Raw genomic sequence first — 13,642 nt, 5'->3', positions numbered from 1 at the left:
TCGACCGCTCCCGTCCCATTTGCGAGGCAACTGCAATGATTCAAACCACACTGTACAACGTGCAAGCGCTTACCACGTTTGTCGAGCAACTGTTCATGAAAGCCGGAGCCGACGTGGACGTCGCCCAGGTAGTGACCCGGGTGTTGCTAGAAGGCGAGCTGCTCGGCCACCGTACCCATGGCCTCAACCTGGTCAGCCGCTACATCGACGGCATGCTCAGCGGCCAGGTCAAGGCCCGCGCGCAGGCGCTGGAACAGGTCGCCGACAGTGGTGTTTCCAGCCTGTTCGACGGCCACTACGTGTTGGGGCCCTATTGCGTCAGCCGGGCACTGGATTGCGCGGCCGCGGGCGCGATCAAGCAGGGCATCGGTATTGCGGTAGTACGCCGCGCTGCCCATATCGGCTGCCTGGCCGCCTACCTCAAGCCATACACCGACCAAGGGTTGCTGGCCATCGTCTACTCGTCGGATCCGTCGGTGGGGCTGGTCTGTGCTCATGGCGGCATCGACCCGGTGTTCACCCCCAACCCGATTGCTGCCGGTATCCCGACCCAGGGTGAGCCGATCCTGCTGGATGTCAGCATGTCCACCGTCACCCTCGGCCTGGTCGGCCAATGCCGCGATGCCGGCCGGCGTCTGCCGCACCCTGTGCTGGTGAGCAATGACGGGCAGCTCAGCGATGACCCGGGCGATTTCTTTACCCGCCCGCAAGGCAGCATCCTGCCGCTCGGCGGCCAGGCCTTTGGCCACAAAGGTTTTGCCCTTGCGCTGTTGGTCGAAGCCCTCACCTCGGGGCTGGCCGGCCGTGGGCGCAAGGATGCACCGGATCAGTGGGGCGCCTCGGCCACTGCGCTGGTGATTGACCCGCGCATGTTCGGCGGCCTGGAGGCGTTCCTCGACGAAACCAGCTTCCTGGGGGGATTGGTTCTGGCAAGCCGCCCGCTAGACCCCGAACGCCCGGTACGCCTGCCCGGGCAAGCAGGCCTTGCCCTGCGTCGACAGGCCTTGGAGCAGGGCGTGAGCCTTTCGCCGCAGCTGATAGCCGACCTTGAGCGCGTGGCTGGGCAGTTGCAACTACCGGGACTTTTCCAATGATGCAAAGCAAGGGAACACAGATGACTGATCGAACGAACGCCAATCAACCGCTGCCACTGAGCCATGATGCCAGCGTTTTCGACCGCGGCAGCTGGGTAGGGCGCGTCTGGTTGCCGGAGCAGGGGCCGGCGGTGGTGCTGGTGAAAGCCGGCGCCGTCTACGATATCAGCACCCACGTGGCGACCGTCTCGGCGCTGCTGGAAGTGGACGATCCGGTGGCCTACCTGCGTGCCTTGCCGCTGGCCGAACCCTTGATTGCACTGCCGGCATTGCTGGGCAACAGCGATCCCACACGGCGCACCCCGCACCAGCCGTGGCTGCTGGCGCCGATCGACCTGCAAGCGGTGAAGGCCGCTGGTGTGACCTTCGCCACCAGCCTGCTGGAGCGTGTGGTAGAAGAACAGGCCAAGGGCGACCCGGCCAAGGCCGACGCCATCCGTGACACCCTGGCCAGCCGCATCGGCGCCGACCTGTCGCAGATCGTGCCCGGCTCGGCTCAGGCCGAAGCGCTGCGCAAGGTGCTGGTAGAGCAGGGCCTGTGGTCGCAGTACCTGGAGGTGGGTATCGGCCCGGATGCCGAAGTGTTCACCAAGGCCCAACCGCTGTCCGCGGTTGGCCACGGCGCCGACATCGGCATCCACCCCAAGTCCAGCTGGAACAACCCAGAGCCGGAAGTGGTGCTGGCCGTGTCGAGCAATGGCAGCATCAAGGGCGCCATGCTCGGCAACGACGTCAACCTGCGCGACTTCGAAGGGCGTAGTGCGTTGCTGCTGTCCAAGGCCAAGGACAACAACGCTTCCACTGCACTGGGCCCGCTGCTGCGGTTGTTCGACGAAAGCTTCGGCCTGGACGATGTGCGTGCTGCCGAGGTGGACCTGCGGGTGGAAGGCGAGGACGGCTTTATCCTCTCCGGGCGCAGTTCCATGCGCCAGATCAGCCGTGACCCGCAAGACCTGGTGCAGCAAACCCTCAACGAAAACCACCAGTACCCTGACGGCCTGGTGCTGTTCCTCGGTACCCTGTTCGCCCCCAAGCAGGACCGCGATCAGCCGGGTAACGGCTTTACCCACAAACCGGGAGACGTGGTGAGCATCAGCAACCCGCAACTGGGTACCCTGTGCAACCGCGTGACCACCAGCGATCTGGCACCGCAGTGGGACTTCGGCCTGCGCGCGTTGATCGACAACCTCGGCCGACGTGGCCTGCTGGAGGTCGCGGCCACCGCCCGCCCGCTTTGAACGGCTCGCTGCGTCAGGGAGGGGCGCAGCATCATCGAGGGATCGTCAAGGCGCTGACAGCGCGGCAACAATAATAATAAAGGTCATCACATGAACCCAATGAAGAAGTACCAGCGCATTACCGTCGTGTTCCTGCTGCTGATCGGCATCGTCAACTACCTGGACCGTAGTGCGCTGTCGATCGCCAACACCTCCATCCAGAAAGACATGATGATCAGCCCGTCGCAGATGGGCATCCTGTTGTCGGCGTTTTCCATTGCCTATGCCTTTGCCCAGTTGCCAATGGGCATGATCATCGACCGCCTGGGCAGCAAGATCGCCCTCGGCGCGTCGTTGCTGGGCTGGTCGGTTGCCCAGGCGGCGTTTGGCATGGTCAACAGTTTTGCCGGTTTCATGGGGCTGCGGGTGTTGCTGGGGATTGGCGAGGCGCCGATGTTCCCATCGGCGGCCAAAGCATTGTCAGAGTGGTTCGACGCCAACGAGCGCGGCACCCCGACCGGTGTGGTCTGGTCGTCGACCTGTCTTGGCCCCTGCCTGGCGCCGCCGTTGCTGACGCTGTTCATGGTCAACTTTGGCTGGCGCGGCATGTTCATCATTACCGGCGTGATCGGCGTGGTACTGGCGCTGTGCTGGCTGACCTTCTACAAGAGCAAGGCCCGTTTTCTGGCAGAGCTTGCCGCCGAAGGCAAACCGCTGCCGAGTGAGCGCCAGGCCGCCGCTGCAACCGCGCCGAAGGCTTCGTACTTTGCCGGCTGGCTTGATCTGTTCAAGCACCGCAGTACCTGGGGCGCGGTGTTGGGTTTCATGGGGGTGATCTACATGCTCTGGCTGCACCTGACCTGGCTGCCGGGCTACTTCGAGCGCGAGCATGGCCTGGACCTGTACAAGACCGCCTGGGTGGTGTCGCTGGCGTATGGCTTCGGTGCGGCGGGTACCATCGTTGCCGGGCGCTTCTGTGACTGGCTGGTAAGGCGTGGCATGAGCGTGCTGGGCAGCCGCAAGTTCAGTGTCATCACTGGCCTGGTGCTGGCAGCGCTGTTCACCTTGCCACTGTCGTTCGTCACCGGCCTGACGGGGTGCATCATGCTGCTTTGCCTGGCGCTGTTCAGCATCAATATGGCCAGTGCCACCGCCTGGATGATCGTCAACACCATTGTCGACAGCCAGCGCGTGGCCTCGTTTGGCTCGATCCAGAACTTCGGCGGTTACATCGCAGGCTCGGTGGCACCGATCGTGACGGGCTTCAGCATCCAGTACTCGGGCTCGTTCACCACAGCGTTCATGATCAGCGCGGTGGTGGCGCTGTGCTCGGCGGTGGCGTACTTCCTGCTGCTACAGGCACCCATTGGCAGTGCCAAGGTCGAGGCGGGCGGGATGGCTGGCGCAACTGAACAGGCGTGAACGCTACGGGGGCTGCAGTGCAGCCCCTGAACCCTGGTTGATCGTGAGGCGACCCGCGGCGCTTGTCATGGAGGGGTATCTGTATGTATAAACAGTGCCTGTTGCCGCAACCTGACCTCCGCCCGTGATCGCCCATTCCGTCGACGACCCGTTCTACTACCTGCATAACTTCCGCCAGGTCGTGCTGTGGGTCGAACAGCGCTACCAGGACCTGCTGGATGACCAGGAACTGGCCTTCATCCGTGCCTTCAGTCAACTGCAAGCGCCAGCCCAGGCCTTGATGGTGCGCATGGTGATGCGCAAAGGCGAGTTGTTTCGCAGCGATCGGCTCGACTACGCCGAAATCGGCGATACTGCGCTGGCGCTGCAGCCGTTGCTGGCCCTCGGCTGGGTACGGGAGCCCGAGCAACTGGACCTTGAGCAGCTGTTCGCGTTGCTGCGCAAGGAAGAACTGGCCCGCTGCTTCGCCCGGCAACTGAACCGCCCGCGCGCGGCCAAGCATGAGTTGTTGGCACAGCTGCAACCCCTGGCGCTGGCAGCCCGGTCACTGGTCGAATGGTTTCCTGACAGCGATGTGCGCATCCTCCAGTGGTGCCTGCAACCTTTGTGCGACCGCATACGCCTGCTGTTTTTCGGCAACCTGTACCAGGACTGGTCAGACTTCGTCCTCGCCGACCTGGGCTTGCTGCGTTACGAGCAGGTGCCGTTCAGCCCTGATTCGCGTGCCTTGCAGCAACGTGACGATGTCGACCTGGCCATGGCGCTGCACCATTGCGCCGAGCGCCTGGAGCAGGGCGGCGACCCCCTGCCGATCCTTGCCACCCTGCAGGGCCTGCACAGCAGCAACCCCTGGCTGGCCCGGCGCCATGCGCGGCTGCAATTCGCCGTGGGCCAACAATGCGAGCGGCTGGGTGAATGGGACCTGGCCACGGCGGTGTATGCGCAATGCAACCATCCCCAGGCGCGCATTCGCCAGGTGAGGGTGCTGGAGCGCAGCGAACAGTGGCACCAGGCCCATGCACGGGCGTTGCAACTGGCAGCGGCACCTGCCAATGCGCTGGAGGAGCAGGCGCTGCAACGCATGCTGCCACGCCTGGCGCGCAAGCTCGGCGGCCCGCCACAGCGGCGCCAGCGCACCACGCCGCTGGAACTGATAGAGCTCGAACTGCCCCGCGGGGACGCTGCGCTGGGCGTTGAAGAAGCCGTGCGTCAGCACCTGATGCAAGAGGGGGGGCAGGCGCATTACGTGGAGAACACGCTGTTCAACAGCCTGTTTGGCCTGTTGTGCTGGGAGGCCATCTTCGCCCCGGTGCCCGGCGCATTTTTCAACCCGTTCCAGGCCGCGCCACAGGACCTGCACGACAGCGACTTCCAGCAGCGGCGCAGTGCGCTGTTCGAACGCTGCCTCGGGCGGCTCGACGAGGGTAGCCATCGCCAGGCGATTCTCGACTGCTACGTGGCCAAACAGGGATTGCAGTCGCCGTTCGTGTCCTGGTCCATGCTCAGCGAGGAACTGCTGGAGCAGGCCTTGGCGTGCCTGCCGGCCGCAGCGCTCAAGCAATGTTTCCTGCGCCTGTTGCAGGACATTCGCAGCAACCGTGCCGGCATGCCCGACCTGATTCAGTTCTGGCCCGAGCAGGGCCGTTATCGCATGGTCGAGGTCAAGGGGCCCGGTGACCGCCTGCAGGACAACCAACTGCGCTGGCTGGCGTTCTGCAGGCAACACGGCCTGCCGGTCGCGGTGTGCCACGTGCGCTGGAGCGAAACACCTTGAGCTACAGCGTAGCGGTGCGCGCCTTGTGTGAGTTCAGCGCCAAGGTCGGCGACCTGGACCTGCGCTTCACGCCATCGCCCACCGCCCAGGAGGGTATCGAAGGGCATCAGCGGGTGGTGGCACGGCGGGCTGCTGGCTACGAGTCGGAAATCGCCCTTGAAGGCCAGTTCGAAACCCTCAGGGTGCGGGGCCGTGCCGACGGATATGACCCTGCCAGCAATCGTCTGGAAGAGATCAAGACGCACCGTGGCGATCTGGCGCGTCAACCGGCCAATCACCGTCAGTTGCACTGGGCACAGGCCAAGGTCTATGGCTGGTTGATGTGCCAGGCACGACAACTGCCGGCCATCGAGGTGGCGCTGGTGTACCTCGACGTGGACAGCGACGGCCAGACGCTATTCACGGAGCACTGTTCGGCTGCCGAGTTGCAGGCCTTCTTCGAAACCCAGTGCCAGCGCTTTCTGGGCTGGGCCCGATGGCAGCAACGACGCTTGGCCGAACGTGACCAAGGCCTGCTGGCGCTGAGTTTCCCCTACCCACAGTTCCGAAAGGGCCAGCGGCAGTTGGCTGAAACCTTGTACAAGGCGGTGAGCACCGGTCGTTGCCTGATGGCCCAGGCCAGCACCGGCATTGGCAAAACCCTTGGTACCTTGTTCCCGCTGCTCAAGGCCATGGTGCCGCAGCAGCTGGACAAGCTGTTTTTTCTCACCGCCAAGACACCAGGCCGGGCACTCGCCCTGGATGCCCTGCGCCAGATCACCGATGCCACGCCGCAACCTGCCCTGCGCACACTGGAGCTGATCGCTCGCGACAAAGCCTGTGAATACCCGGACAAGGCCTGTCATGGTGAGTCCTGCCCATTGGCCGCAGGTTTCTACGACCGTTTGCCGGCTGCGCGCGAGGCTGCGGCAGCACTGCCGTTGCTCGACCGCGCCAACCTGCGTGAAGTGGCCTTGGCGCACCAGGTGTGCCCGTACTACCTGGGCCAGGAGATGGCGCGCTGGGCCGACGTGCTGGTCGCTGACTACAACTACTACTTCGATGCGCATGCTTTGCTGTTCGGCCTGACCCAGCTCAACCAGTGGCGAGTGGCAGTACTGGTGGACGAAGCGCATAACCTGGTCGAGCGGGGGCGCGGCATGTACAGCGCCAGCCTTGACCAGGGCCAGCTGCTGGCGTTGCGCCAGAGCAAACCGCCTGGGCTGGTCAGTGCGCTGGACCGCCTGAACAGGCAGTGGAACGCGCTGTATAAAGAGCAGCGTGCGCCGTACCAGGCCAGCGAGTCGCTGCCCGAAGGCCTGCTGCGCGCCCTGCAGCAGTGCGTCGGGGTGATTCAGGAACAGATGAACCAGGCACCCACGCACATCGACCCCCAGGTGTTGCAGTTCTACTATCAGGCCTTGCAGTTCTGCCGGGTTGCCGAGCTGTTCGACGAGCATTTTCTGTTCGACATCAGCCAGCGCCAGGGCCCGCGCAAGCGGCGGCTGGCCACGCTGTGCCTGCGCAATGTCACCCCGGCGCGGCTGCTGGCACCACGCATGCAGGCGGCGCGCAGTGTGACGCTGTTTTCCGCCACGTTGAGCCCGCGGCACTTCTACAGCGACCTGCTGGGCATGCCAGCCGATACCGCCTGGCTGGACGTGGCCGCGCCGTTCCGTGCCGAACAGCTGGAAGTGCGCATTGCCAGCCAGGTGTCCACCCGTTACCAGCAGCGCCAAGCCTCCCTGGCGCCGATCGTTGACCTGATTGCCCGGCAGTATGAGCGCATGCCGGGTAACTACTTGGCGTTCTTCAGCAGCTTCGAATACCTGCAACAGGTGGCAGGGCTGTTGGCCGAGCAGCATGGGCAGATTCCGCTGTGGTCACAGGAGCCGGGCATGGACGAGGCGGCCCGCCAGGCATTTCTCGATCGCTTTGTCGCCGATGGCCGAGGTGTGGGCTTTGCCGTATTGGGCGGCGCTTTCGGCGAAGGGGTGGATTTGCCCGGCACGCGGCTGATTGGCGCGTTTGTCGCTACCCTGGGGCTGCCTCAGGTCAACCCGGTCAACGAGCAGTTCAAACAGCGCCTGGGGCGGCAATTTGGCGCGGGTTTCGATTACGCGTACCTCTACCCGGGCGTGCGCAAGGTGATCCAGGCGGCGGGCCGGGTTATTCGGGGTGACCAGGACCGTGGCGTACTGGTGCTGATTGACGAACGCTTCGCCGAGCCCCGGGTGCAGCAGATGTTTCCAGGGTGGTGGGCGGCGGCTATTGTCTAGCGGTCTTTCGCCTTTGACGATCAGTCGCAATCAGGGGGGGGGATCAAACCACCCACCAAGTTCCCCTCATGGCACACCGCCGCAAGGCGGCCCAAGCACGTCAACCGGGCATTCCGTCTGCCCGGGGCCGGAGCAGGATGGGCAGGTAATGGCGCAGGAACAGCAACAGCGCCAGGCTCCAGCACAGTGCCGAAACGCTTACCCCCAGCGATGTGAACAGCGGCAGAATCACCCGGGCCAAGGTCGCCAGTTGCATCAGGGCAAAGGCCCAGGCAATGCTGGTCGGCACCTGCAATGGCCTGCCGGTGTGGCCCAGGCTGACCCGCGCCATCATGGCCAGGATCAGCCCGGTCATGGCGCCAACGGTCAGCGCGTGGGTCACCAGGCTCGGGTTCAGAGCCACCCCGCTATGCCACAACGCCATGCCCAGGCAGGCCAGGGCGAGCCAGGCGTAGGCCAGGTGTAGCGACCACAGCAACGGTACGCGCCACAGGCCACGGTCGTGCCACAGCACCAGTCGGGTCGCGTGCAGCGCGAACAAGGCAAAAAACAGCACCGCCAGGCTTGCTTGCGGCGTATCGGCCAGGCCGGTGGCAAACGCCAGCGGTACTGCGACGCTGAGCAACAGGCAGGCTCGGTCCAGCCATGGGCGGGCAGGGGCCGCGTCAAGCTGACCCAGGCCACGGCGGGTAAAGAAGGGTATGACCCGGCCGCCGAGTACGGTCATCATCGCTGTCACCAGCCACAGCCCGGCAAATATTCCACGACGCTGCCACAGTTCGTCCTGGTGCAACCAGCCGGCCAAGGTCAACCACTGGCAGGCGGCAATCAACAGCACCAGTACGACGATCGGGTAGTTGTTGCGCAGGCGCCGTTGCAGGACCGGTCGTGCCAGGCTCAATGCCACCAATGGCAGGAAGCTGCCCTCGACCAGTACCAGCAAGCTACCCGGTAGTGGCATGAACCAGCTTACCCGCCCCAGCAGCCAAAGCAGGAACAAACCCTGCAGCGCCCGCCCGCTCAAGCCTGGGATGCCGCTCCAGTTCTGCACGGCGGTCAGCAGAAAACCTGCGATAATGGCGGCGGCGAAGCCGAAAAGCATCTCGTGGCGGTGCCAGGCGAGCATACCCCCGGGCGGTGCAGGGGCCGGTGCCCCAGCCAGTACGCCAGCCCACAACAGCAGGGCGGTCAGCGCAAACAAACTGCCACCCAGGAAGAACGGGCGAAAACTCAGGCTCCAGACGGCTTGGCGTGGGCGTGAAGCAGTGGGTTGCAAGAGCATGGGCAGTCCTTGGTTCGTTCAGTAGGCTTCAATTGGGGTAAGATCACGATCCGTGCCAGTTGCAAAGCCCTTGAATATCAAGGTGATGGCACTTATCAGGGTCCGAATGACACGCGTGTGTTGCGGTCATTCAGACTGGCTTGTATGTCGTTTTGACTTGCTTCAGGGTTTGCCTGGTTCAGTGCCGGCTGACGCTTCGCTACAGGATTCACGTTTTGTCCGACCTCTCGAAAAATCCGCTGCTGCAGTACATGGCCCGTCTGGCCCCATCCAGCCAGCAAACCATGCGCTACATTCTTCAGGACGCCGCCGACCGGCTAGGTTTTGTCGACTGCAACATTGTCGATGTGCCTTGGCATCGGCTCGAGCCGGGCCATGTGATTGCACTGGTGGCTGCCCTGCGTGCCGATGGCTTCGCGCCCAACAGCTCGTCGCTGTACGTCAACGCGATTCGCGGGGTGATGAACGAGGCCTGGCGTCAGGGCCTGATCGACCACGAGCAGCTGTTGCGTATTCGCGAGGTCAAGCCGGCCACGGGCAGCCGCTTGCCGCCAGGGCGCAACCTGCGCCGCAGCCTGATCCGCGAGCTGATGGATGTGTGCGCCGCCGACCCGCGGCCACAGGGGGTACGTGATGCGGCGATCATTGCCTTGCTGTACGGCACCGGCATGCGCAAGTCGGAGTCGGTCGACATCGACCTCGACCAGGTCGACTTCGAGGCGCGCAGCCTGCAGGTGGTGGGCAAGGGCAACCACCAGCTGGTCAAGTACGCACCGCCGTGGGCGTTCGAGAAGCTGCAGGCCTGGCTTGAACTGCGCCGCCAGGACCTGCCTGCCGGGGCGGAAGATGACCCGTTCCTGTTCAACCGCATCCGTCGCGGCAACCACATTACCCGGGCACGCATTACCAAGCATGCGATCTACTACATTGCCCGCCAGCGCGGCGCGCAGGTGGGGGTGAAGATCATGCCGCACGATTTTCGCCGGGCATTCATTACCCGGGTGATCGAAGAGCACGACCTGTCGATTGCGCAGAAGCTGGCGCACCATGCCAATATCCAGACCACGGCCATCTATGACCGGCGTGATGACAACGAGCGTCGGCGTGCCGTGGACCGCTTCGATTACTGAGGCTTGATATTGTGGGGCTCAAAGCAGCCCCATTTTCACGTATGCCGGCACCGAAACAGGGCCGACACACGCCCCTGCTTTGTGCGCCATTGCCCCGCATGCCCGATGCCAGAGCGGGCACCGCACAGGTTTAATCATCGTTCACCTGCGAAGTTGGCCCGCAACCTGCTATATCCAGCCTGCGAATTTGATCGAGTGGTCAGGCCGTGCGCGCTAGCAGGCGCCCGCGCCGGACCCTCTAAACGGCCAGCAGGCCACGGATTTCAGGGGCCGCAGGATGTCGCTCGCGGAGCAGATCGAACAACAGCAAGACGATGCAGGCTGGAGTGCTCACCTGCAGTTGCGCTTTGTCCAGCGTGACGGCGTGACCCGCCTTGGTGCGTGGAAGCATTTCGGACCTCTTTTGGTGCAGCGGCCTTTCTATCCTGAAGGTGCGCCGTGCCATGTCTATGTCCTGCACCCGCCAGGCGGCATCGTCGCCGGCGACCGCCTGGAACTGGACATTCACCTGGAGCCGGGTAGCCACGCGCTGCTGACCATGCCCGGCGCCAGCAAGTTCTACCGCAGCATTGGCCCGACCGCGCGGTTGGCCCAACGCTTCCATCTGGCCGCGGGCAGCACCCTGGAGTGGCTGCCGCAGGACAGCATCTTCTTCTCCGGCGCCCGCGCCAGCCTCGCCAGCCGTTTTACCCTTGAACCGGGCGCCCGCCTGCTGGCCTGGGAAACCCTGTGCCTGGGCCGTCCGGTCATGCACGAGCGTTTCGACCACGGCGCCCTCGACAGCCTTTTGCACATCGAACTGCCTGACGAGGTTGGCCTGCATGAGCGCCTGCGTCTCGAAGGCGGGCACCTGGGCAAGCTGGGTGGGCACCCGCTACTCGCCACCTTCTGCGCCGCACCTGCCAATCAGGCCGTGCTGGAGCAGGTTCGCCCGCTACTCGATGAACTGGGCAACCCGGCCGGTGCGACCCTGCTCGGGTCGTTGCTGGTGATCCGGGTGCTCGACCATGACAACCAACACCTGCAACGCACCCTGCAACGCCTGTGGCATGTGCTGCGCCCGGCCATCCTTGGCCTGCCAGCCTGCCCGCCGCGTATCTGGGCTACCTGAGAGAGCACCATGGAGCTTACCCCGAGAGAGAAAGACAAACTGCTGCTGTTCACTGCCGCGCTGCTGGCGGAGCGGCGGCTGGCCCGTGGCCTGAAGCTCAACTACCCGGAGGCCGTGGCGCTGATCAGTGCCGCGGTGCTCGAAGGCGCCCGCGATGGCCGCACAGTCGCCGAACTGATGAGCCTGGGGCGTGAAGTGCTGACCCGTGAGCAGGTGATGCCCGGTATCGCTGAAATGCTTCACGACGTGCAGGTCGAAGCGACCTTCCCGGATGGCACCAAGTTGGTGACCGTGCATGACCCCATCGTCTGAAACCGCCAAGGAGCGTCGCATGATCCCAGGTGAAATCCAGGTCGCCGCGGGCGACATCGAGTTGAACAGTGGCCGGGAAACGGTCAGCGTCAGTGTGGCCAACCATGGCGACCGGCCGGTGCAGGTCGGCTCGCACTACCACTTCTATGAAGTCAACGACGCGCTGGTGTTCGACCGGGCGCCCACCCTGGGCTTTCGCCTGGACATCCCGGCCGGCACTGCCGTGCGCTTCGAGCCGGGTCAGGCGCGTACCGTGCAACTGGTGGCTTACGCCGGCAAGCGTGAGGTCTATGGTTTTCAGGGCAAGGTGATGGGCGCGCTGGAGGGCAGGGCATGAGCCATATTTCCCGTCAGGCCTATGCCGACATGTTCGGGCCCACTGTTGGCGACCGCGTGCGCCTGGCCGACACTGCGCTATGGGTGGAGGTCGAGAAAGACTTCACGATCTACGGCGAGGAGGTGAAGTTCGGCGGCGGCAAGGTCATTCGCGATGGCATGGGGCAGGGCCAGATGCTGGCGGCCGAGGCCATGGACCTGGTGTTGACCAATGCGCTGATCATCGACCACTGGGGCATCGTCAAGGCCGACATCGGCATCAAGCATGGACGCATCGCGGTGATCGGCAAGGCCGGCAACCCCGATGTGCAGCCGGGCGTGAACGTGCCGGTCGGGCCAGGGACCGAGGTGATCGCGGCCGAGGGCAAGATCGTCACCGCCGGTGGTGTCGATTCGCATATCCACTTCATTTGCCCACAGCAGGTGGACGAGGCATTGAACAGCGGTGTCACCACGTTCATCGGCGGTGGAACCGGGCCGGCCACTGGCACCAATGCCACCACCTGCACGCCCGGCCCCTGGTACCTTGCGCGCATGTTGCAGGCTGCCGACAGCTTGCCGATCAACATCGGGCTGCTGGGCAAGGGCAATGCCTCGCGGCCAGACGCGCTGCGCGAGCAGATTGCCGCAGGCGCTGTCGGGCTCAAGCTGCATGAAGACTGGGGCTCTACGCCAGCAGCCATCGACTGTTGCCTGGGCGTGGCCGAGGAAATGGATATCCAGGTGGCGATTCACACCGACACCCTCAACGAGTCGGGCTGTATCGAAGACACGTTGGCGGCCATCGGCGACCGCACCATCCACACCTTCCATACCGAAGGTGCCGGTGGCGGCCATGCCCCGGACATCATCCGTGCGGCGGGGCAGGCCAACGTGCTGCCATCCTCGACCAACCCGACCCTGCCTTACACGATCAACACCGTGGACGAGCACCTGGACATGCTCATGGTCTGTCACCACCTGGACCCGAGCATCGCCGAGGACGTGGCCTTCGCCGAGTCACGCATTCGCCGCGAAACCATCGCTGCCGAGGACATCCTCCACGACATGGGCGCCTTTGCCATGACCTCGTCCGACTCCCAGGCCATGGGCCGGGTTGGCGAGGTGGTGCTGCGCACCTGGCAGGTGGCGCACCAGATGAAGCTGCGTCGCGGGCCGCTGGCACCGGACACCCCGTACAGCGACAACTTCCGGGTCAAGCGCTACATCGCCAAGTACACCATCAACCCGGCACTCACCCATGGCATCGGTCACGAAGTGGGCTCGGTGGAGGTCGGCAAGCTGGCCGACCTGGTGCTGTGGTCGCCAGCGTTCTTTGCGGTCAAGCCGGCCCTGGTGCTCAAGGGCGGGATGATCGTCACCGCGCCCATGGGCGACATCAACGGCTCCATACCCACCCCCCAGCCGGTGCACTATCGGCCGATGTTCGGCGCGCTGGGGGCGGCTCGGCATGCCACACGCATGACATTCCTGCCCCAGGCGGCAATGGACCGCGGGCTGGCCGAGGAGCTGAACCTGCGCAGCCTGATTGGCGTGGTCAACGGTTGCCGGCGGGTACGCAAGCCGGACATGGTCCACAACACCCTGCAGCCGCTGATCGAAGTCGATGCGCAGACCTATCAGGTGCGTGCCGATGGCGAACTGCTGGTCTGCGAACCGGCCAGCGAACTGCCGCTGGCCCAGCGCTATTTCCTGTTCTGAGGAGC

At 64.5% G+C, this 13,642-nt stretch carries 11 protein-coding genes; 10 read left to right on the top strand and 1 reads right to left on the bottom strand.

Annotated elements, in window-relative coordinates:
- The first annotated feature begins 35 nt into the window (after nucleotides 1–35).
- From LU682_RS16455 to LU682_RS16435, 5 genes are all read left to right on the top strand, one after another.
- Complete coding sequence (locus LU682_RS16455; RefSeq protein WP_049586182.1) at nucleotides 36–1,094, top strand: Ldh family oxidoreductase; 1,059 nt, start codon at nucleotides 36–38, stop codon at nucleotides 1,092–1,094.
- 20 nt (nucleotides 1,095–1,114) lie between these two features.
- A complete protein-coding gene (locus LU682_RS16450) occupies nucleotides 1,115–2,332 on the top strand; it encodes a fumarylacetoacetate hydrolase family protein (RefSeq protein WP_010953745.1) in 1,218 nt (405 codons plus the stop codon).
- A gap of 99 nt (nucleotides 2,333–2,431) precedes the next feature.
- Nucleotides 2,432–3,733 carry an MFS transporter gene (locus LU682_RS16445; RefSeq protein WP_049586180.1) on the top strand — a complete coding sequence of 434 codons (1,302 nt, stop codon included), beginning with the start codon at nucleotides 2,432–2,434 and terminating at the stop codon, nucleotides 3,731–3,733.
- Nucleotides 3,734–3,857: 124 nt separating this feature from the next.
- Nucleotides 3,858–5,507: a VRR-NUC domain-containing protein gene (locus LU682_RS16440; RefSeq protein WP_010953747.1), complete on the top strand. Its 1,650-nt coding sequence runs from the start codon at nucleotides 3,858–3,860 to the stop codon at nucleotides 5,505–5,507.
- On the top strand, nucleotides 5,504–7,765 hold the full coding sequence (locus LU682_RS16435; RefSeq protein WP_049586177.1) for an ATP-dependent DNA helicase: 2,262 nt from the start codon (nucleotides 5,504–5,506) through the stop codon (nucleotides 7,763–7,765). Before LU682_RS16440 ends, LU682_RS16435 begins: the two co-directional genes overlap by 4 nt.
- A 100-nt stretch (nucleotides 7,766–7,865) precedes the next feature.
- Here LU682_RS16435 and LU682_RS16430 read toward each other — a convergent pair whose 3' ends face one another.
- Complete coding sequence (locus LU682_RS16430) at nucleotides 7,866–9,047, bottom strand: NnrS family protein (protein WP_010953749.1); 1,182 nt, start codon at nucleotides 9,045–9,047, stop codon at nucleotides 7,866–7,868.
- Nucleotides 9,048–9,262: 215 nt separating this feature from the next.
- On the opposite strand from LU682_RS16430, the gene LU682_RS16425 reads away from it, so the two are divergent.
- From LU682_RS16425 to ureC, 5 genes are all read left to right on the top strand, one after another.
- Nucleotides 9,263–10,177, top strand: a complete 915-nt coding sequence (locus LU682_RS16425) for a site-specific integrase (RefSeq protein ID WP_003253931.1) — start codon at nucleotides 9,263–9,265, stop codon at nucleotides 10,175–10,177.
- Nucleotides 10,178–10,454: 277 nt separating this feature from the next.
- Complete coding sequence (locus LU682_RS16420; RefSeq protein ID WP_010953751.1) at nucleotides 10,455–11,288, top strand: urease accessory protein UreD; 834 nt, start codon at nucleotides 10,455–10,457, stop codon at nucleotides 11,286–11,288.
- A gap of 9 nt (nucleotides 11,289–11,297) precedes the next feature.
- Nucleotides 11,298–11,600 (top strand): urease subunit gamma, encoded by a 303-nt coding sequence (locus LU682_RS16415; RefSeq protein WP_003253929.1) that lies wholly within the window; start codon nucleotides 11,298–11,300, stop codon nucleotides 11,598–11,600.
- A gap of 19 nt (nucleotides 11,601–11,619) precedes the next feature.
- Nucleotides 11,620–11,937, top strand: coding sequence for an urease subunit beta (locus tag LU682_RS16410; protein ID WP_010953752.1), 318 nt, complete (start codon nucleotides 11,620–11,622; stop codon nucleotides 11,935–11,937).
- A complete protein-coding gene (gene ureC, locus LU682_RS16405) occupies nucleotides 11,934–13,637 on the top strand; it encodes an urease subunit alpha (protein WP_010953753.1) in 1,704 nt (567 codons plus the stop codon). The genes LU682_RS16410 and ureC overlap by 4 nt, the downstream gene beginning before the upstream one ends.
- Nucleotides 13,638–13,642 lie beyond the last annotated feature (5 nt).

It is taken from the genome of Pseudomonas alloputida (assembly GCF_021283545.2).
Lineage (GTDB): Bacteria > Pseudomonadota > Gammaproteobacteria > Pseudomonadales > Pseudomonadaceae > Aquipseudomonas > Aquipseudomonas alloputida.
Note: the sequence above shows the minus strand (reverse complement) of the source record. Positions and strands in the feature narration are given on the sequence as shown.